16 protein-coding genes are annotated in these 20,076 nt (G+C 64.3%); 12 read left to right on the forward strand and 4 right to left on the reverse strand.

Annotated features, from left to right (window positions below):
* Positions 1-6: 6 nt before the first annotated feature.
* Positions 7-819 (reverse strand): IclR family transcriptional regulator, encoded by an 813-nt coding sequence (locus LG661_RS08825; protein WP_230531509.1) that lies wholly within the window; start codon positions 817-819, stop codon positions 7-9.
* A 362-nt stretch (positions 820-1,181) separates the two neighbouring features.
* Between LG661_RS08825 and LG661_RS08830 the strand changes: the two genes are divergently transcribed.
* The 4 genes from LG661_RS08830 (at position 1,182) to LG661_RS08845 (ending at position 5,876) form a co-directional block, all read left to right on the forward strand.
* Positions 1,182-3,050, forward strand: coding sequence for a TRAP transporter large permease (locus tag LG661_RS08830; RefSeq protein ID WP_230531510.1), 1,869 nt, complete (start codon positions 1,182-1,184; stop codon positions 3,048-3,050).
* Between the two features lie 54 nt (positions 3,051-3,104).
* Positions 3,105-4,115 (forward strand): TRAP transporter substrate-binding protein, encoded by a 1,011-nt coding sequence (locus LG661_RS08835; RefSeq protein WP_230531511.1) that lies wholly within the window; start codon positions 3,105-3,107, stop codon positions 4,113-4,115.
* An 83-nt stretch (positions 4,116-4,198) separates the two neighbouring features.
* Positions 4,199-5,002, forward strand: coding sequence for an SDR family NAD(P)-dependent oxidoreductase (locus LG661_RS08840; protein ID WP_230531512.1), 804 nt, complete (start codon positions 4,199-4,201; stop codon positions 5,000-5,002).
* Between the two features lie 16 nt (positions 5,003-5,018).
* Complete coding sequence (locus LG661_RS08845) at positions 5,019-5,876, forward strand: PCC domain-containing protein (RefSeq protein WP_230531513.1); 858 nt, start codon at positions 5,019-5,021, stop codon at positions 5,874-5,876.
* Positions 5,877-5,939: 63 nt separating this feature from the next.
* Here LG661_RS08845 and LG661_RS08850 read toward each other — a convergent pair whose 3' ends face one another.
* Genes LG661_RS08850 through LG661_RS08860 form a run of 3 tightly spaced genes read right to left on the reverse strand, consistent with a single transcriptional unit; the run spans position 5,940 to position 9,917 of the window.
* Entirely contained in the window at positions 5,940-7,040 is a 1,101-nt protein-coding gene (locus LG661_RS08850) for a siderophore-interacting protein (RefSeq protein WP_230531514.1), read from the reverse strand.
* Between the two features lie 13 nt (positions 7,041-7,053).
* The gene (gene fhuB / locus LG661_RS08855; protein ID WP_230531515.1) at positions 7,054-9,015 is read right to left on the reverse strand and encodes a Fe(3+)-hydroxamate ABC transporter permease FhuB; all 1,962 of its coding nucleotides are present in this window, start codon (positions 9,013-9,015) and stop codon (positions 7,054-7,056) included.
* Positions 9,012-9,917, reverse strand: coding sequence for an iron-siderophore ABC transporter substrate-binding protein (locus LG661_RS08860; protein WP_230531516.1), 906 nt, complete (start codon positions 9,915-9,917; stop codon positions 9,012-9,014). Before LG661_RS08860 ends, fhuB begins: the two co-directional genes overlap by 4 nt.
* Before the next feature lie 561 nt (positions 9,918-10,478).
* Here LG661_RS08860 and LG661_RS08865 point away from each other — a divergent pair.
* The 8 genes from LG661_RS08865 (at position 10,479) to LG661_RS08900 (ending at position 20,076) form a co-directional block, all read left to right on the forward strand.
* Positions 10,479-12,659 (forward strand): TonB-dependent siderophore receptor, encoded by a 2,181-nt coding sequence (locus LG661_RS08865; protein ID WP_230531517.1) that lies wholly within the window; start codon positions 10,479-10,481, stop codon positions 12,657-12,659.
* Between the two features lie 44 nt (positions 12,660-12,703).
* Positions 12,704-13,519 carry an ATP-binding cassette domain-containing protein gene (locus tag LG661_RS08870; RefSeq protein ID WP_230531518.1) on the forward strand — a complete coding sequence of 272 codons (816 nt, stop codon included), beginning with the start codon at positions 12,704-12,706 and terminating at the stop codon, positions 13,517-13,519.
* A 238-nt stretch (positions 13,520-13,757) separates the two neighbouring features.
* Positions 13,758-15,014, forward strand: coding sequence for an urea ABC transporter substrate-binding protein (gene urtA / locus LG661_RS08875; protein WP_230531568.1), 1,257 nt, complete (start codon positions 13,758-13,760; stop codon positions 15,012-15,014).
* A 68-nt stretch (positions 15,015-15,082) separates the two neighbouring features.
* Entirely contained in the window at positions 15,083-16,675 is a 1,593-nt protein-coding gene (urtB, locus tag LG661_RS08880) for an urea ABC transporter permease subunit UrtB (protein WP_230531519.1), read from the forward strand.
* On the forward strand, positions 16,672-17,808 hold the full coding sequence (gene urtC / locus LG661_RS08885) for an urea ABC transporter permease subunit UrtC (protein ID WP_230531520.1): 1,137 nt from the start codon (positions 16,672-16,674) through the stop codon (positions 17,806-17,808). The genes urtB and urtC overlap by 4 nt, the downstream gene beginning before the upstream one ends.
* A gap of 3 nt (positions 17,809-17,811) precedes the next feature.
* Complete coding sequence (gene urtD / locus LG661_RS08890) at positions 17,812-18,564, forward strand: urea ABC transporter ATP-binding protein UrtD (RefSeq protein ID WP_230531521.1); 753 nt, start codon at positions 17,812-17,814, stop codon at positions 18,562-18,564.
* Between the two features lie 2 nt (positions 18,565-18,566).
* Positions 18,567-19,262 (forward strand): urea ABC transporter ATP-binding subunit UrtE, encoded by a 696-nt coding sequence (urtE, locus tag LG661_RS08895; protein WP_230531569.1) that lies wholly within the window; start codon positions 18,567-18,569, stop codon positions 19,260-19,262.
* Positions 19,237-20,076 carry an urease accessory protein UreD gene (locus LG661_RS08900; protein WP_230531522.1) on the forward strand — a complete coding sequence of 280 codons (840 nt, stop codon included), beginning with the start codon at positions 19,237-19,239 and terminating at the stop codon, positions 20,074-20,076. The genes urtE and LG661_RS08900 overlap by 26 nt, the downstream gene beginning before the upstream one ends.

Raw genomic sequence — 20,076 nt, forward strand, 5'->3', positions numbered from 1 at the left:
ACATGGTCAGGCTCCGCTGCTCGTGGGAAACATCCTGCGGAGCTTGGTCTCGACACGCGCGACTTCCGCCTTCAGATGGCGAACGAGTTCCGGCTGCCGGTCGGCCGCCATGCGGCTGTCGATGGCGGCGATGCTGAGCGCGCCGGCAAGCCGCCCGTCCGGGAACAGGATCGCAGCGCCAAGGCCCCAGGAGCCGGCGAAGATGCGGCCGGGGTTGAGGGCGTAGCCATTCTCTCGCGTTGCGGCGATATCCTCGCGGATCTGCTCGACGGAGTAGTTGGGATACTGGTTGTCCAGAACCCTCCTGTTGGCTGCCAGAACGTGCTCGACCTCTTCGTCCGGCAGGGCGGCCAGCATGGCGAGCGAGCCCGCTCCGATTCCGAGAGGGTGGTGGTTCCCGGCCTGCAAAGCATGGGTACGTACGGGATAGGTGCCTTCCTCCCGGTGCAGGCACACGGCGTAGTTCTCCCGCCTGATGGAGACGAAGCTCGTGTCGCGGGTCGCCTCCGAGATATTGCGCAGGCTCTCCATCGACAGTTCGAGCAGGCCGTGTCGGCGGGAGGCGAGCGTGCCGAGAACATAGGCCTCCTCGCCAAGGTAGTAGCGACGGGTCACCGGCTCCTGTTCGACGAGGCCTGCGCGCATCAGAGCGAGCAGGAGCCGTCGCGCCGTAGGCTTGTTGAGGCCGCTTTCCTCGACGATGTCGCTCAGCTGTGCGCCGCGTTCGGCCTCACGCCCCACCAGCGACAACAGGCGCAACGCCCGGTCCACGCTCTGTGAGCCGGGCAGGTCATGAGGTTGGAACTGCGCATCGTCCATGGGGCTCGATCCGGGTCCATAATGTGGACCAAAAGCGCTTCAGGGGATCATCGCCAAAAGCCTAATTCGCTTCAGGCCGTGTTGCAATGACCTGTCAGACGTGTATCTTTTCACTATCCGTTGCAAAACAGAGATCCATAAGATGGACCTGTCATGCGGTTCAGCCGCTGACAATCAGGGGACGGGAGGAAACGATATGCGCCTGGCGGGACCCGGCTATTTAGCGCTCTCCATGAGGCGAGGCGGGGAGGTCAGCCTCGCATCCCATCGTCCGGCCCCTGCCGCCCTGCGCGGCTTCGGTCATCTCTGAGGTTAGCGTCCCGTCGTCTGAAGGCGGGGGATCGTCGGACAGGAAGAGCAAAATGGCTGCCACCACTGAAACGGTCGTCCCTGTGGCGAATGCGCAGGAGGTCGATGCGCCTCGTGTGGGCACTCTGCTGATCCGCCCCATTGAGGCCGTCTCGGCTGTTCTCCTGTCGGTCATCATCGTTCTGCTGCTGGCTGGCGTGGCGTCCCGCTACGTGTTCTCCATCCCGGTGGTCTGGATCGACGAGGTCGCGTCGATCTCGTTCCTCTGGCTCGCGATGCTGGGCTCGGCTATCGCCATCGACCGTAACGAGCATCTGAAGCTGACCCTTTTCACGGGCATGTTCCCCGCGAGGGCGCAGGCCTTCGTCCACACGCTGGCCCTTCTTCTCGTCGCCACCTTCCTGCTCGTCATGCTGCAGCCGGCCACCGAGTACGTGATGGAGGAGTGGTATGTTTCGACGCCTGCGCTCAACATTCCCAACAGCTTCCGCGTTGCGGCCATTCCATTCGGCATCTTTGCCATGCTGGGCCTCGTCCTGTCCTATGCCGTGAGGACCTCCACGATCAGGGATCTCGCCGCGGCGGTCCTGCTGATCGCAGCGGTGGCTGGGGCATTCTGGCTCCTCTCGCCGACCCTCCTGCGGCTCGGCCACGTCAACATCCTCATCTTCCTCGTCGGTCTTGTGGCCGTGTGTCTCGTGCTGGGAGTGCCGATTGCGTTCTGCTTCGGCATCGGGACGCTGGCGTTCCTCGCCTTCAGCACGCGGGTTCCGATCTTCGTCATGATCGGCCGCATGGATGAGGGGATGTCCAGCATCATCCTGCTCTCCGTGCCGATCTTCGTGCTGCTCGGCTGCATTCTCGACGCCACCGGCATGGGCAAGGCCATCGTCGATTTCCTAGCCTCCCTGCTGGGTCACGTCCGCGCCGGCATGTCCTATGTTCTGCTCGGATCGCTGTTCCTCGTCTCAGGCATTTCCGGCTCCAAGGTCTCGGACATGGCGACTGTCGCCCCAGCTCTGTTCCCGGAAATGAAGCGCCGAGGGCATCAGCCTCGCGAGATGATCGCGCTCCTAGCGACGGGCGCGGCCATGGCGGATACCGTTCCGCCGAGCATTGTGCTGATCGTGCTCGGCTCCGTCGCGGGCGTCTCGATTGCGGGCCTGTTCACCAGCGGCTTCGTGGTGGCGATGGTCCTGCTCCTCGTGCTTGCGGTGCTCGCGCGCCTGAAGGCCGCACGGGAGAGTCTCTCCGGCGTGCGCCGGGCGCCGCTCTCGGTCATCGGGCGCACGATGCTGATCGCAGCGCCGGCGCTCGTCCTGCCGTTCCTCATCCGGAGCGCCGTCGGCGGCGGCATCGCGACCGCCACTGAAGTCTCCACCATCGCAGTCCTCTATGCCCTCATCATCGGCATGATCCTCTATGGCGGCATCAGTGGGCGCACCTTCTACGCCATGCTCGTGGAGACGGCAGCGCTCAGCGGAGCAATTCTGCTGATTCTCGGCACGGCGCTGGCCATGGCCTGGGCTCTCACCCAGACCGGCTTCGCCCAGCAGTTGGCGACCTTCATGGCCGGACTGCCCGGAGGCTGGATCAGCTTCATGGCCGTCACCATCGTCGTCTTCCTCATCCTGGGCTGCGTGCTCGAGGGGCTGCCCGCCATTGTGCTGATGGCGCCGCTCATGTTCCCCATCGCCAAGAACCTCGGCATCAACGACGTCCACTATTCCATGGTCGTCGTGACAGCCATGAATATCGGCCTGATGGCCCCGCCCATCGGCATCGGCTTCTACATCGCCTGCAAGATCGGCAACGTCTCGCCCGACGAGGCGATGGGGGCCATCTGGCCCTACATCGCGGCCCTTCTGGTCGGCCTCGTGCTGATCGCTGCGATCCCGGCCATTTCCACCAGCTTCCTGTAACGCGAGAGCGTGCGTGAAGACGCCTGACACAACAACCAAGAGGGAGGAACATCAATGATCATTTCACGTCGGACCCTGCTGCAGGGCACAGCCTCTGCCGCGCTGGTCACCAGCTTCGGCGCCCGCGCCCAGTCGGCCGAATTCGTCTACAAATACGCCAACAACCTGCCGGTCACGCACCCGATGAACCTGCGTGCGAAGGAAGCGGCGGACAAGATCAAGCAGGAGACGAACGGGCGGGTCGAGATCCAGATCTTCCCGAACAACCAGCTCGGCTCCGACACCGACATGCTGAGCCAGGTGCGGTCGGGCGGCGTGGAGTTCTTCACCCTGTCGCCGCTGATCCTGTCCACCCTCGTGCCGAACGCCTCCATCAGCGGCATCGGCTTCGCCTTCCCGAATTATGACGCTGTCTGGAAAGCCATGGACGGCGAACTCGGCGCCTATGTCCGCGGCGAGATTGAGAAGGCAAACCTGGTGGTGATGGACAAGATCTGGGACAACGGGTTCCGGCAGATCACTAGCTCCAACAGGGCGATCCAGACGCCGGAAGATCTCAAGGGTTTCAAGATCCGCGTGCCGGTCAGCCCGCTCTGGACCTCCATGTTCACGGCCTTCGGCTCGGCTCCCGCCAGCATCAACTTCGCCGAGGTCTATCCGGCGCTGCAGACCGGCGTGGTCGACGGCCAGGAGAATCCGCTGGCCATCATCTCGACCGCGAAGCTCTACGAGGTGCAGAAGCACGTCTCCATGACCAACCACATGTGGGACGGGTTCTGGTTCCTGGCCAACCGCCGCGCGTGGAACCGCCTGCCGGCGGATCTGCAGGCCATCGTGGCGAAGAACCTCAACGAGGCTGCCGTCGCCGAGCGCGCCGACGTCGCGAAACTGAACGCGGGTCTCAAGGACGATCTCACCGCCAAGGGCATGGTGTTCAACGATCCGGACCCGGCGCCCTTCCGCGAGGCGCTGCGCAAGGCGGGCTTCTATGCCGAGTGGAAGAAGAAGTACGGCGATGAGGCCTGGTCCATCCTCGAAAAAGCCGTCGGCAGCAACCTGAGCTGATCGCCACTCCGACACGCACTGGGCCGGTCCGATCCTCGGCCGGCCTGGTGATCCTACGACCATCCGATTCCGGGGAGAGATGCATGGCCGAGCGCCTGAGGGGTAAAACCGCCATCGTGTTCGGGGCGGGGTCCTCGGGGCCGGGCTTGGGCAACGGGAAGGCCGCGGCCGTGGCCTTCGCCCGTGAGGGTGCGCGGGTCGCCTGCATCGATCTCGCCCGGGACGCGGCCGAGGAGACGGCGGGTATCATCCGAGGGGAGGGCGGCGAAGCCATCGCACTTTCCGCCGATGTCACCGATGCGGCCTCCACCGAGAGCGCCGTTTCCAGCGTCGTCGAGGCTTTCGGGCGCATCGACATTCTGCACAACAATGTGGGCGTGACCCATATGGGCGGGCCGGTCGAGCTGAGCGAGGAGCAGTTCGCAGCCGCCGTCGATCTGAATCTCGGGTCGGTGTACCGCACGGCGAAGGCCGTCATCCCGCACATGCTGCGGCAGGGCGGCGGGGCCATCGTCAACATCTCGTCCCTCGCCGCCATCCGCTGGACCGGCTATCCCTACTTCGCCTATTACGCGACCAAGGCGGCGGTGAACCAGGCGACCGTTGCGCTCGCCATGCAATACGCGCGGCAGGGCATCCGCGCCAACTGCATCATGCCGGGCCTGATCGACACACCGCTGATCTACAAGCAGATCTCCGGTCAATATGCTTCAGTGGAGGAGATGGTGGCGGCGCGCAATGCCGCCGTTCCCATGGGCCACATGGGCACGGCCTGGGATGTGGCCAACGCCGCCGTCTTCCTCGCCTCCGACGAGGCCCGGTTCATTACCGGCGTCTGTCTGCCGGTCGACGGAGGGCAAAGCTGCGCAATCTCCGAGTTTCGCTAAAGGACGGTGATCGGGCATGAGGCACATTCTTCATCCAGGCCCGGCCAATCAGGAGCGCACGAGCGACTGCGCCGGCTCGCCCGTTCCGCTGCGCTTCATCCTCGAACCCGGATTGACCGTGGATGAGGCGGTGGCCAGGGGATTTGCGGCTGCAGGCTGTCGCGGCGGCTTCGTGGCCCTCGACGGGTTGCGCTGTGAGCCCTTCAGCTATGTGATCCCGGCCGCATCGTCCGATGCCCGACATGCCGCTTGGTACAGTCATACATTCGAGCCTGATGGGATCGTCGAGATCGAGCGGGCCTGCGCCATCGTCGGCATACGCGACGAACGGCCATTCCTCCATTGCCATGGCATCTGGAACACGGCCGATGGCCCAAGGATGGGCCACCTTCTGGCGCCCGAGACCGTCGTGGCCGAGCCGCTGGAGCTGACCGGGATCGGCATGAGGAATGTGACCTTCGAGGCGCGGCCCGATCCGGAGACGAATTTCACCCTGTTCGAGCCGGTGCCGCTCTCCGGCCAGGACGGCGGGTTGATGGAAGCGGGCGCGCTCCTCGCCAAGGTCCGTCCGAACGAGGATATCAGCCTTGCCATCGAGGCGATCTGTGCGAGGCACGGCATCGGATCCGCCCGTATTCATGGGATCGGAAGCCTCAACGGCGTGCGTTTCGAGGATGGAACGAGGGTCGACTCGCACGCCACCGAAGTCCTGATCCGGCGCGGTTGCGTCCAGAGTATGGCCGGCCACCCGCGGGCGCAACTCGATATCGACGTCGTCGATATCGATGGAGCGATCTTCTCAGGCGAACTCATTCGCGGCGACAATCCGGTCTGCGTGACGTTCGAGCTGGTCATCGAGACCGTGAAGCCCTGACGCGTGAATTCTCTTTGGCGTCTCATGCCGATGCGTGAGTAGTTCGGTGCTCCCGCGTAAGGCTCAAGCCTCGCCCGATGTCTCTCCCGCGCAGCCGGCCCGCCAATAGGCTACGACCAGGTGGTCCGAGGCCGGGACGCTCCACTCCTTGCGCACGAGCTTTCGCAGGCACCGGCAGCTTTTCTGCTCACATCCGGCCCAGATGAAACGGCGGCCGACATCGGCTGGCAATTGGATCCCGCGTACGGCGTCCTCGATAAGAGACGTGGTGCCGGCCGGCGCTCCGTTTCGGTAGAGCCACCGAACATCGAGTTCGGCCGCACTCGGGAGAGGCTGTCGCTCGCTTTCATCGGGGATCTCGAGGATGACAGTTGCACGGCATCCGGCCGGGAGGGAGGCCAGGATGCGGGCGATCGCAGGTAGGGCGGTCTCGTCGCCCGCGAGCAAGTACCAATCCGCCGCCGGGACATCGCCCCCGCCGGGCCCCATGACGCCGACGACATCGCCTTCCGACGCCTCCCGGGCCCAGGTGGAGCCGGGCGTGTCGTCTCCCTCGTGCAGCACGATGTCGATGGTGATCTCGCCCCGCTCCACGTCGATTTCGCGGATTGTGTAGATCCGGATGATCGGCCGCTCGTTTCCCTTGGGCCAGGCGGGACGTCCGTCCTCGCCGGTCACCGGCCATTGCGGGTGAGCGCCTCGGCGCGGCGGGATGAGCAGGCGAACGTGGAGCCCGCCCGTCGTGAAGCGCGCAAGGTCGGATCCTCGCAGCATCACCCGGCGCATGCGGGGTGTGACGTTGCAGGCGCTCACCACGCGCATCTCACGGAAATACGGAAGAGGAGATCCCGCCGCGCCGTCGCCCGACCAGACGAGAGGGGGCTTTTCGTCGGAAGCGAGGTTCAGGAGATGCTCGGCCACGCTCATCTTCACATAGGCCAGACAGGTTGGGTCGCTGCCCTCCGCCCGCAGGTCGAGGCTGGTTTCGCCGGCTTCCAAGAAGATGCTGCCATAGGCGATTTCCAGACGGGCGGATCGTCCGGAGCGCTCCACCGTCCCGAATTCGGTGAAGGTCTCGCACAGCTTGTCCATCATATGGTGAGGCCCCGAAAGGGGAACCCGGGCTTCGGCGCGCAGGAGGTGCGAGGTCGTGGGATGTTCCATCGGCATCTCTGGGTTAGGCCCTGCGGCGCAGGAGCCAGACGAGGTAGGGACCGCCGATCAGGGAGGCGAAAAGCCCCAGGGGCAGCTGGTAGGGGAATGCAAGGGTCCGGCAAAGCCAGTCGGCTGCGACCATCAATCCGGATCCGATCAGGATCGCTGCGGCAAGCTGCTGATGAGCCCGGCCAAACCCGATCAGCCGCGCCATGTGGGGAGCGACGAGGCCTACGAAGCTCAAGGGCCCGACGATCAGCGAGGCGGCGGCCGTCAGACCGGAGGCCGTCAGAACGAGGGCGATGCGGCTCTTCTGCAGCGGCAGCCCCACGGCCTGCGCCGGTGCCGAGCCGAGAGGCAGGATATCGAGCCAGCGCATCATCAGTGGCAGAAGCGCCAGAAGAACGAGAGCCGTAGTGAACGCCATGACTGCTTCCGCCCAGCCGGTTTCATTGGTGGAGCCGCTGATCCAGGTCAGGAGTTGGAAGGCGCGCATGTCGCCCGTCACCATGACGGCGTTGACGATGGCGTTGCAGAAGGCGCCGGCCGCGAAGCCGCCGAGCAGGAGGCGCGCGGATCCCTGTTCCGTCCGCCCCGAGATCGTGAGGAGGGCCGTCAGCACGATGAGGACGCCGACCGCCGCGCCTGCGAGCCTCATTCCCATCGATGGCGCGGACTGCGTGAAGAGGACAACCGCCAGCCCAACTCCGGCGCCTGCGCTGATGCCCAGAACCTCCGGGCTTGCCAGCGGATTGCCGGTCATGCGCTGAAGGATCATGCCTGCCCCAGCCAGCATGCCCCCGGCCGCGAAGGCTGCGATGGTGCGCGGCGCCCGAAACGGGAGAAGATCTTCGAGGAGGGATCCGGTGGCGATATCCCAGCCTTCTGGGCCGCGACCGACAAACAGCGCTAGGAGCACAAGGCCGGCCGCAACAGGCAGGAGCATCAACAGTATCGGAACGGGCCGTGCGATCCGCAGGGCCGGTGGCGGATTTGCAGCGGCGGGCGAGTGGCCGGCCGTTCGAACTCGGGGGAGGAGATAGAGCAGCAGCGGGCCACCCAGCAGAGCCGTCGCCGCGCCGGTCGGAACCATATTCGCCGGTCCGCCTGCGACGAGTTGAACGACGCCGTCTGTCAGCCAGAGGATCGTCGCCCCGATCAGCGGTGCCGCGAGAAGGATCTCTCTTTGAGTGCGCGCGCCGCCGATCCTGGCGAAGGCGGGCGCTGCCAGCCCGATGAAGCCGATGATTCCGACTTCAGCCGTGACGGCTGCGGCAAGCCACACGGCAATGGCAAGGGCAGCAAGGCGCAACCACAGGAGACTGACACCGAGGCTGCGGGCGCTCGCATCATCCAATCCAACGATCTGCAATGGGCGGAGCAGCAGCATCGAGGCCGCAAAGGAAGCGACGAGGACTGCGGCAATCGACTGGGCTGGACTCCAGCTCTGCTGGGTGAGCGCGCCGCTGCCCCAGATCAGAAGCGACATCATGTATTCGCCGTTCGCCAGGATCATCGTGGCGCTCAGAGCCAGCGCGATCAGCGAGATCACCATGCCGCCGAGAACCACCGTCACAGGTTCGAGGCCTCGCCTCCAGGTGAGCGACATGAGGAGAACGACGGCGGCAAGGCCCCCGGCCAGGGCGACGAATTCCCGGCTGTGCGCCATGAGGGTCGGCGCAAACAGAGTGGCAGCCGTCATGGCGAGCTGCGCGCCTGCGGAAATGCCGAGGGTCGAGGCATCCGCAATCGGGTTTCGCAGCACCTGCTGCAGCAGGGCTCCCGACAGGCCGAGGGCTGCGCCGGCGAGCAACGCCACTGCCGCGCGAGGGAGAACACTGTTCAATAGGACGACGCGGTTCAGGTCGAATGACTCGGACAAGGGCAGCAGGCGCAGGACATGGTAGCCGCACAAAGCCACTGCCGTTGCCGCCGCCAGGATCCAGACTGTCCGCGAGCGCGTGAACGCAGGCACTGCCGTCATGCCGGCTCACTTCCGGCTGCCAGAAGCGCATTCGTCAGAAGGCGCGCGAAGCGCCGTGCGGAGGGGAGCGCCCCAAAGGGGTTGATGGGATCGAGCATCACCACGCGACCTGCACGGACGGCCGGAATGGCATTCCAGATCGGGCTATCCGCGAGTGTTCGTTCGGCATCCGGCGGAGTGGAAGATATGATGACGATGGTAGCTTCGGGAACTTGGGCGAGAGCCTCGAGCGGAATGGGAGCTGCCGCCCCGTAGCTGGTCGGGCGCGGCCAGGCATTCTCGAAACCGATCCGCTGCAGGACGTCACCGAACATGCTGTCGGGGCCAAATACCCTGAAATGCCGCGCATCGCCGAGATTGATGAGAAAGACGGGCCGGCGCGTCCACGCTGCCAATTGCTGCCTTGCCCGTTCGATCTCGCGGTAGGTCGCGGCCACATAATCCTGCGCCTCTCGCGGGCGTCCGAGCCGCTCGCCCAGGAGGTTCGTGACCTGCTCGGCGGGCGCGAAGGGCGGGCGGCCAGGCTCGTAGATGGAATAGGAGGCAACCGGCGCGATGCGGCTGAGACTGCCCTCCGCCCAGGCGAACCAGGGCGAACTGACGATCAGATCGGGCCGCGAGAGAAGGAGCATTTCGTAGTTCGGCGAGCCGCGAAGCCCGAGGTCGGCGACCTGCGGAGGGACCGGCGGTTCGACGGCGATCTTCCTGAACTGGACTAGCTCCGTCGCTGCAACGGGTGCCGCCCCGATCGCCAGCAGGGTCTCGAGCAGCGCCCAGTCGACGACGGCGATGCGCGCATGCGGGTCGGCGCGAGCCATGCGGATGAACGGCATTCCGAGCGCCGCGACGAGCAGCGTTCGACGGCTCCAAGCCCTTGCATTTTCGGTGATATAGGACCGCATTCGCTTTCCGGCTCGCTGATTTTCACAATCCGCAGAACGGTCAATATTTGTTTTATATACACGAATACTTATAAGAAGCGCGTCTATTCGGTGCGCCAAGTGGTTTCCATCTCAGGTCAGAGAGGAGTCTTGTCCGCAGGGCGGCTGCAGGTTCTATCCCGCGTGATGGACCGCAAACCTCGATCCGTCAAGCGGATTGCACAGGAAAATTCTTATATTGTATTAGGTTAGAAGATTTCAAAAGAAGCATGTGGAGGAGCGCGCTCGATCTGGCCGGGCTTGGTTTGGGAATCCTGATTGTTGTCAGCCACCGGGTGCAGCCGGACGATCAAATAACGGGGTACTGAAGCAAAAAGGGGTTGTGAGCCGTTTATATGAATTATAAACAGCAAGGTTCCTCTATTCTGAGCGATAATGTGGCGTAGTTTGTAGTAATTAAAAAATATAGTGCTTGCATGATTTTAAGCGAGTCCATAGTCAGGGCCGCGAACAGCGATCTGCTGACGTGAATGCGCACGAGCCCGTCGGGGCCATGTCCGCGCGAAGAGTCTAGGGGCTACAATGAACCGTCGTTTTCTCCTGAGCGTGGGTGTGAGTTTCGCATCCCTTGTCGTCATGGCCGCATCCAGCAAGCCTTCCTTTGCGCAGGCCGTGTCGGATTCCGGCGCCATTGCTCTTGAAACGATCACCATTGAAGGGCAGGGCGGGACGGCGACAGGGCCGGTGAACGGTTACGTTCCCAGCCGCACGACAACCGGCGCGAAGACCGGCACGCCGATTGAGGAGATTCCGCAGTCGATCTCGGTGATCGGCCGCGAGCAGATCGAGGATCGCCAGGCTCAGAAGGTCGACGAGGCGCTCCGCTACACGGCAGGCGTCTACGCGCAGCCCTTCGGTTTCGATTCCGATACGGACTGGTTCTACATCCGCGGCTTCGATGCCGGGCAGACGGGCGTTTTCCTGAATGGCCTGCCGCTCTACCAATACGGCTTCGGCGGATTCTACATCGATCTCTTCCTCCTCGAGCGCATCGAGGTACTCAAGGGTCCGAGTTCGGCCCTGTACGGCGGTAGCTCGCCCGGCGGTCTGGTGAATCTCGTGAGCAAGCGTCCGGCTACCGAGAGCCTCCGCTACGTCGAGACGGGCATCAACAGCTGGGGCAACGGCTATGGCGCATTCGATCTCGGCGGAGCGCTCGACAGCAGCAAGATCTGGTCCTACCGCCTGACCGGAAAGATCTCCGGCGGCGGATGGGAGACCGAGAAGGCCAAGGATTTCCGCGGCGTCATCGCGCCTGCGCTGACGTTCCGCCCCAATGCCGACACGGAGCTGACCGTGCTCGGGTCGTATCAGCGTCTCGATCTCTCCCACACGGGAGGATTCCTGCCTTACGTCGGTACGGTCGTTCCCGCGCAATTCGGGTACATCCCGCGCCGGTTCTACTACAACGAGCCTGGTGTCGATCTCTACGTTCGCGATCAGGCCATGATCGGGTACGAGTTCGAGCATCGCTTCAATGACGTCTGGACGGTCCGGCAGAACCTTCGCTACGCCCATACGGATTCGAAGGAGCGCGGGCCTTACCCCTACGGATATCTCGATCCGGCCACCGGATTCCCTGGCCCGAACCCTGTGGGCCCCGACTTCCTGCTCTACCGCATCGGCTTCGATCACCATACGGTGGTGGATACGTTCTCGGTCGACAATCAGGCCGAGGCAAAGTTCGATACCGGTCCGCTCAGGCACACGCTGCTCTTCGGGCTGGACTACAAGTACTACAATATCGACCACGTCCAGGCCTCCGTCGGCGGAACGCCGCTGAGCCCGGTCAACCCGATCTACGGCGTGCCGCAGGGGCCGACGGTTCCCTATCTCGACCAAGACCTCATCATGAACCAGGTCGGGTTCTATGCGCAGGACCAGATCAGGCTCGGCGGCTGGATCGCGAGCCTGAGCGGGCGCTACGATCACGTCACGGCGGAGAGCACCGATAAAGCGGGATCCGCCAATTTCGAGGAGGAGGCGGGCGAGTTCAGCGGACGCCTTGGCCTCGGCTACGAGTTCGAGAACGGATTGACGCCCTATGTCGCGGTCTCCCGCTCGTTCGATCCCGTCATCGGCTCGGACTTCTACGGCAAGCCCTTCGAGCCCGAGATCGCGCGGCAATATGAAGTCGGCATCAAGTACAAGCCGACCTTCTTCGATGGTCTGATCACGGCGTCCCTGTTCGATCTCACCCGTGAGAACACGCTCACGGCCGATCCCGTCAATTCGTTCTTCGAGGTTCAGCTAGGCGAGGTTCGTTCCCGCGGCTTCGAGGTCGAGGCGCTGGCGAACATTGCCGATGGCCTGAAGGCGATTGCCACATTCACCGCCTATGACATCGAGATCACCCGTGACACCAACGCCGCGCTGATCGGCAACCGCCCGAACGTGGTGCCGGAGATCCTGGCGTCGGGCTGGCTCGACTACACGGTCCAGGAAGGTCCTCTCAAAGGTCTCGGGTTCGGTGCCGGCGTGCGTTATGCAGGTTTCTCCTACGCGGATAACGAGAACACCCTGAAGGTGCCGTCGGCGACCGTGGTCGATGCCGCGATCCGGTATGCCTGGGACGATTTCGAGGTTGCCCTGAACGTGAACAACGTCTTCGACAACCGGTACGTGGCCTCCTGCCAGACGCAGTACACCTGCAACTATGGTGCAGGGCGGGTCGCGACCCTGAAGGCAAGCTACAAGTGGTAATGCGCGGGGCGCCGTCTCAGGGCGGCGCCATCACATCCCCGTCCATGTCGACTGCATTCTGTCCCGATCCGATCGCTGATGCCGGAGATCCCCTGTTCGCGCTGAACGAGGTGAGTTTCTCCATTCCGGGACGCATGCTTCTCCAGCCCCTCACGCTGACCCTTCCCGGGCGGCGCGTGATCGGGCTGATCGGTCACAACGGATCGGGCAAGTCCACCCTGATCAAGCTTCTGGCCCGTCAGCAGCCCGCATCGGGCGGCGTCATATCCTTCGAGGGGAGGGTGCTCTCCGAGTGGGGCGACCGGCCTTTTGCCCGAAAAGTAGCCTATCTGCCGCAGCAGACGCCACTGGGCTCCGGCATGCTCGTCAGGGAACTCGTCGCGCTCGGCCGCTATCCTTGGCACGGGCTGCTCGGCCGCTTCGGTCCCGAAGACCGCAGGAAGGTGGCCGAGGCCATGGCGCTGACGGATGTCGAGCCGTTCGCCGAGCGCTTGGTCGACACCCTGTCCGGGGGCGAGCGGCAGAGGGTCTGGCTGGCGATGCTGGTGGCGCAGGATGCCAAGTGCCTCCTGCTCGACGAGCCGATCTCCGCTCTGGACGTTGCCCATCAGGTCGAGGTGCTGGCCCTTGTGAAGCGACTGGCGCAGGAGCGCGGCCTGGGGGCTGTCGTGGTGCTGCACGACGTCAACATGGCGGCACGCTTTTGCGACGAGATCCTCGCCCTGAAAGGCGGGAGTCTGATTGCGCACCGTGATCCCAGAGACATCATGACCCCGGACTGTCTCCAGTCGATCTATGGCATCCCCATGGATGTCATCGCCCATCCGGTCACCGGAAACCCGATCAGCTTCGTCCGCTGAGCGGCCCTAGTCCCTTAGGGCGACGCCCTTTTGGCCTCGTATTTGGGCTTTCGCCGATTTTCTGGGCGTTCCGCAGGCAATTTCACCTTTTGGGATCCTCTCGCCGATTCTCCGGCAGAGGCAGGGTGTTTTCTCCGATCTTGGCATGGTCCTTGCATGGAGCTTCCGTGCTGCACCTGAAACAGGGCAGGCAAGGGAGAGACCTATGTCGATATTCAATATCTCGCGGCGAAACCTGATGGCGCTGAGTGCGGCAGCGCTGGTTTCCAGCGCCCTGGCCGGGACTGCGACGGCTCAGGAGACGATCAAGGTTGGAGTTCTGCACTCCTTGTCCGGCACGATGGCGATCAGCGAGACGACGCTGAAGGACGTCATGCTGATGCTCATCGAGGAGCAGAATAAGAAGGGCGGGCTGCTGGGCAAGAAGCTCGAAGCCGTCGTGGTCGATCCGGCCTCCGACTGGCCGCTCTTCGCCGAAAAGGCCCGCCAGCTCATCAGTCAGGACAAGGTCGCGGCCGTGTTCGGCTGCTGGACCTCCGTGTCGCGCAAATCCGTGCTGCCGGTCTTCAAGGAACTCAACAGCATCCTGTTCTATCCCGTCCAGTACGAGGGCGAGGAGAGCGAGCGGAACGTGTTCTACACGGGCGCCGCGCCGAACCAGCAGGCGATCCCGGCGGTCGACTATCTTGCCGAGGAAGAGGGCGTGGAGCGCTGGGTGCTCGCCGGAACGGACTATGTCTATCCGCGCACGACTAACAAGATTCTCGAGGCCTACCTGAAGTCCAAGGGCGTGAAGCCCGAGAACATCATGATCAGCTACACGCCTTTCGGCCATTCCGACTGGCAGACCATCGTGGCCGACATCAAGAAGTTCGGCTCCGCGGGCAAGAAGACGGCGGTCGTCTCCACGATCAACGGCGACGCCAATGTGCCGTTCTATAAGGAGCTCGCCAACCAGGGCGTGAAGGCGACGGATATTCCCGTGGTCGCCTTCTCGGTGGGCGAGGAAGAACTCGCCGGCATCGACACCAAGCCGCTCGTCGGCCACCTTGCCGCCTGGAACTACTTCCAGTCGGTCGATACGCCGGAGAACAGGGAATTCATCGCGAAGTGGAAGACCTTCACCAAGAACGACAAACGCGTCACCAACGACCCGATGGAGGCGCACGTCGTCGGCTTCAACATGTGGGTGAAGGCGGTCGAAAAGGCCGGAACGACCGATCCCGACAAGGTCATCGACGCCATCGTCGGCGTTCAGGTTCCGAACCTCACCGGCGGCGTCTCGGAAATGCTGCCGAACCACCACATCACGAAGCCGGTCCTCATCGGCGAGATCAAGGAGGACGGCCAGTTCGACACCGTCTGGCAGACCGACGGCCTCGTTCCGGGCGATGCCTGGTCGAAGCACCTCGAGGGCTCCAAGGACCTGATCGCCGACTGGAAGACCCTGAAATGCGGCAACTACAACACCGTCACCAAGAAGTGCGGCGCGTGACCTGGTGCTGAAGACGAGGGTGGCCATGGGGCCGCCCTCTCGATCCTCCTTTTTCAAAGCGTGATTGAATGTTCTGCTTGCGCCATCTCCTGCGAGCCGTCGTCCTTCTGGTCGGTTTCACAGCCACCGCTGTCGCGGGACCTTATGAGGACGCGCTGCCGAAATTCTCCGCAGGCAGCTATTCCGAAACGGACGAAGCCATCGGCGCTGTGGCGTCAAGCGGCCACCCCATGGCTCAGGCCGTCATCGAAGCCCTGCAGGACGGAAGGCTCCTGGCCGGCAATGGACAAGTCTTCATTCGCGATCCGTCGGGTGGTCTCGTCAATGCCGCCACGGGCCAGGCCTTTGGGGCGGCTCCCGCAGACCTGAAACCGGTTCGCGTCAACAATCGCGTGCGCCGCGCCATCGAGGCTGCCCTCGGCGGGCTGACGCTGCTCAGCCCGAATGCGGGAACGCGCATGGAGGCGGCCCGCGCCGTCTTCCGCTCTCGCGATGAGGCGGCTCTGCCCAATCTCGATAAGGCCGTTGGACAGGAAGGCGATGCGGGCGTGAAGCAGGCCCTGCAGGAAGCCCGCGCCGCGATCCTGCTGACCAAGGCCGATGCTTCTGCGGAGGACCGGCTTTCGGCGGTCTCAACCCTTCGGGCGCGCGGCGATCAGGACGCCCTGGCGCTCCTGTCCAACCTGTCTGCCGACAGCCCGCCGGCGCTGGTGGCCGCCGCCCAGCAGGCGGCCGACGCTGTCCGCTCGCGCCTGGAGTTCTGGAGCGCCGTCCAGAACGTCTGGTACGGCATTTCGCTCGGATCCGTGCTGCTGCTCGCGGCCATTGGCCTTGCCATCACCTTTGGCACCATGGGCGTCATCAACATGGCCCATGGCGAGATGGTGATGCTGGGGGCGTACACCACCTTCGTGGTGCAGGAACTCATTCGCACCTATTCGCCGGGCCTCTTCGGCGCATCGCTTTTCATTGCCCTTCCGCTCGCCTTCCTGGTCGCGGGCGCCGTCGGCATCCTCATCGAGCGCAGTGTCATCCGCTTCCTCTATGGCCGTCCTCTGGAGACGCTGCTTGCGACCTGGGGCCTGTCCCTCATCCTGCAGCAGGGCGTCCGCACGATCTTCGGGCCCACGAACCGGGAGGTGGGAACGCCTGCCTGGATGAGCGGCGCATGGGAGATCGGAGCCTTGAGCCTGACCTATAACCGCATCGTCATCGTGGTCTTCGCCTTTTCCGTCTTCGCAGTCCTGCTCCTGGTCCTGCGATACACCTCGCTCGGACTCTTCGTCCGCGCGGTGACTCAGAATCGGCGCATGGCAGGCTCCATGGGCATCCGCACGAGCCGCATCGATGCGCTGGCCTTCGGCCTGGGCTCCGGCGTGGCGGGCATTGCGGGCGTCGCGCTCTCTCAGATCGACAATGTCAGCCCCAATCTCGGGCAGGGTTACATCATCGACAGCTTCATGGTCGTCGTCTTCGGCGGGGTCGGAAACCTCTGGGGTACGCTCGTGGGCGCAATGACGCTGGGCGTCGCCAACAAGCTGCTCGAACCCTATGCCGGCGCGGTGCTGGGCAAGATCGTGCTCCTCATCGCCATCATTCTCTTCATCCAAAGACGTCCGCGCGGTCTCTTCGCGCTGAAAGGCAGAGCGGTGGAAGCATGAAAACCCAATCGCTGCTCGACAGGCAGAGCATCGTCGTCCTCGCGCTGCTCGCCGCCGCGGCCATCCTGGTGCCGGTCCTCAACGGGATCATGGCACCGGGATCGGCGCTGCATCTCTCCGACCATCTCGTGCCGCTTCTCGGCAAGTACATCTGCTTCGCCCTGCTGGCGCTCTCGGTGGACCTGATCTGGGGCTTCTGCGGTATTCTCTCCCTCGGGCACGGTGCCTTCTTCGCGCTCGGGGGCTACGCCATGGGCATGTATCTCATGCGCCAGATCGGCCCTCGGGGCGTCTATGCCGATCCGATCCTGCCCGATTTCATGGTGTTCCTGAACTGGAAGGAGCTGCCATGGTTCTGGTACGGCTTCGACTGGTTCCCTTTCGCCGCCCTCATGGTGCTGCTGGCGCCGGGTGCGCTCGCCTTCGTCTTCGGCTGGTTTGCCTTCCGCTCCCGCGTCACCGGCGTCTATTTCTCCATCATCACCCAGGCAATGACCTTCGCCCTGATGCTGGCCTTCTTCCGCAATGACATGGGGTTCGGCGGCAACAACGGTCTGACGGATTTCAAGGATGTCGTTGGCTTCCCGCTGCAGGCGGGCGCGACGCGCCTCGTCCTGTTCGTGCTCTCGGTGCTGGCGCTCGCAGGCGGATACCTGCTCTGCCGCTGGGTCATTTCCTCCAAGTTCGGCAAGGTCCTTGTCGCCGTGCGCGATGCGGAGAGTCGCACCCGGTTCCTGGGCTATCGGGTCGAGCATTACAAGCTCGCCGTGTTTACCCTGTCCGCCATGCTGGCGGGCGTCGCCGGCGCGCTTTACGTGCCACAGGTCGGCATCATCAACCCGAGCGAGTTCGCGCCCGCCAACTCCATCGAGGTCGTGATCTGGGTGGCGGTGGGCGGCCGCGGGACGCTGGCCGGGGCGATCCTCGGCGCATTGGTCGTCAATGCGGGCAAGACCTGGTTCACCGGCGCTCTTCCGGAGTTCTGGCTCTTCGCGCTCGGCGGTCTCTTTGTCTTCGTCACGCTCTTCATGCCTCGCGGCATTCTCGGGTCCGCCCAGGATCTCTGGGAACGATCCCGGCAGCGGTTTCGCACGAACCGGCCTGCCGAAGCCCTGTCTCCTGCCGCGGAGTGAACCATGAACGCGCCCGTCACGCCGTCCCTTCTTTATCTCGACAATGTCACCGTCTCCTTCGACGGCTTCCGCGCCCTGAATGCCCTGTCGCTGGCGGTGGACCATGCGGAAATGCGCGCCATCATCGGCCCGAACGGGGCCGGCAAGACGACGATGATGGACGTGATCACCGGCAAGACGCGGCCCAACGAGGGAACGGCCCTGTTCGAGGGCACTTACGACCTGACGGCTCTGGACGAGGCGGCGATCGCGGAACTCGGCATCGGCCGGAAATTTCAGACTCCGACCGTCTTCGACATGCACAGCGTGGAGGACAATCTGCTGCTCGCTCTCAAGGAGGAGCGGGGGCCCATCGCCACCCTGTTCTCCCGTCGCACCAGGGAGGAGCGGGAGCGGATCGATGCGCTGCTGGAACGCGTACGTCTCACCGCCCACCGGCACCGCAAGGCTGGGGAACTGTCTCACGGTCAGAAACAATGGCTCGAGATCGGCATGCTGCTGGCGCAGGAGCCTAAGCTCCTCCTGATCGACGAGCCTGCGGCCGGCATGACCGATCAGGAAACCGCCGACACGGCCGATCTCCTGCGCGACATCGCGCGGACCAAGGCGGTGATCGTGGTGGAGCATGACATGACCTTCGTGCGCGACCTCGGCGTCAAGGTCACCTGCCTGCACGAGGGCTCTGTGCTGGCCGAAGGCTCCCTCGATGCGGTGAGCTCCAATGAACGCGTGGTTGAGGTTTACTTGGGCCGATGACGATGCTTTCCGTTGAAAACCTGTCCCTCCACTACGGCGCGGCCCAGGCCTTGCGCGGCGTCTCCGTTGCCGCCGCTGTGGGGGAAGTCACCTGCGTCCTCGGACGCAACGGGGTCGGCAAGACCTCGCTCCTTCGCGCCATTGCGGGGCACCGGCCCATCTCGGGCGGGACGATCTTGTTCGACGGCAAGGACATCGCCCGGATGAAGCCTTTCGAGCGGGCGGCTCTCGGGATCGCCTATGTTCCGCAAGGCCGCGAGATTTTCCCGCTCCTGACCGTGAAGGAGAACCTGGAAACCGGATTCGCTCCCTTGAAACGGGGGAAAAAGACGGTTCCCGAAGAGGTCTTCGAACTCTTCCCCGTTCTCAAATCCATGCTTGGACGGCGCGGCGGCGATCTGTCCGGGGGGCAGCAACAGCAGCTCGCGATCGGCCGCGCCCTCGTGATGCGTCCGCGCCTCCTCGTGCTGGACGAACCGACCGAAGGCATCCAGCCGTCAATCATCAAGGATATCGGGCGGGCAATCGCATTCCTGCGCGAACGGAAGGACATGGCGATCCTTCTTGTCGAACAATATTTCGATTTTGCCCGCGATCTGGCCGACCGCTTCGTGGTCATGGAGCGCGGCGAAATCGTCGAGCAGGGTGGCCGCTCAGGCCTTGAGGGGGACGATGTCCGTCAGCGCCTTGCCATTTGACGCCGCCGCCCTGCGCCAGCGGGCCGTCGGCCGTGTCGCGTTCAGCGCAATGTCTCTCGACAGGCGGACACGCCCCGTGCGGATCGAGGAGAGCGGGTCCATGCGCATCCGGCTCCCGAGAGGCGAGGGGGCGGGTCTGGATGCGGTTCTCGTCAACACAGCGGGCGGCATCGCCTGCGGCGACCGTTTCTCCATCGAGATCGAGGCGCAGACCGGCGCGTCGGTGACGGTGGCGACGCCTGCTGCCGAGAAGGTCTACCGCTCCGACGGGCCGGTGGCGGAGCTTTTCGTCGATCTCAGGCTTCATGCCGGAGCGCAACTCGACTGGCTGCCCCAGGAGACGCTGCTCTTCGATAGGGCGCGCCTCGCCAGACGCCTCGACGTGACCATGCCGGAGGATGCGCGCCTCACCCTGTTCGAAGCCGTCGTCTTCGGTCGAGCGGCCCGCGCAGAGTGGGTGATGGAGGGGTTCTTCGAGGATCGCTGGCGCATCCGGCGCGGCGGACGCCTCATCTATGCCGACACGCTGCGCCTCGAGGGGCCGGTTGCCGACCTTCTCGAGAGACCGAGTGTCGGCAAAGGCGCCCGTGCCCTGGCGACACTGATCCATGTCGCGCCCGATGCCGAGGCGCGCCTGGAGCAGGCGCGCGAGCAGCTTGTCCCGGTTCCCGGCTGCGATGCGGCGGCGGGTGCCTGGAACGGGCTTCTCGCAGTGCGCTTCTGTGCTGTGTCCATTGAGGCCCTGCGCGCCGCCGCCTGTCCGTTTCTCGTTTCCTTTCGGGGCGAGCCCTTGCCCCGCGTCTGGCTCAGCTAA

This window comes from Microvirga roseola, assembly GCF_020866965.1.
Lineage (GTDB): Bacteria > Pseudomonadota > Alphaproteobacteria > Rhizobiales > Beijerinckiaceae > Microvirga > Microvirga roseola.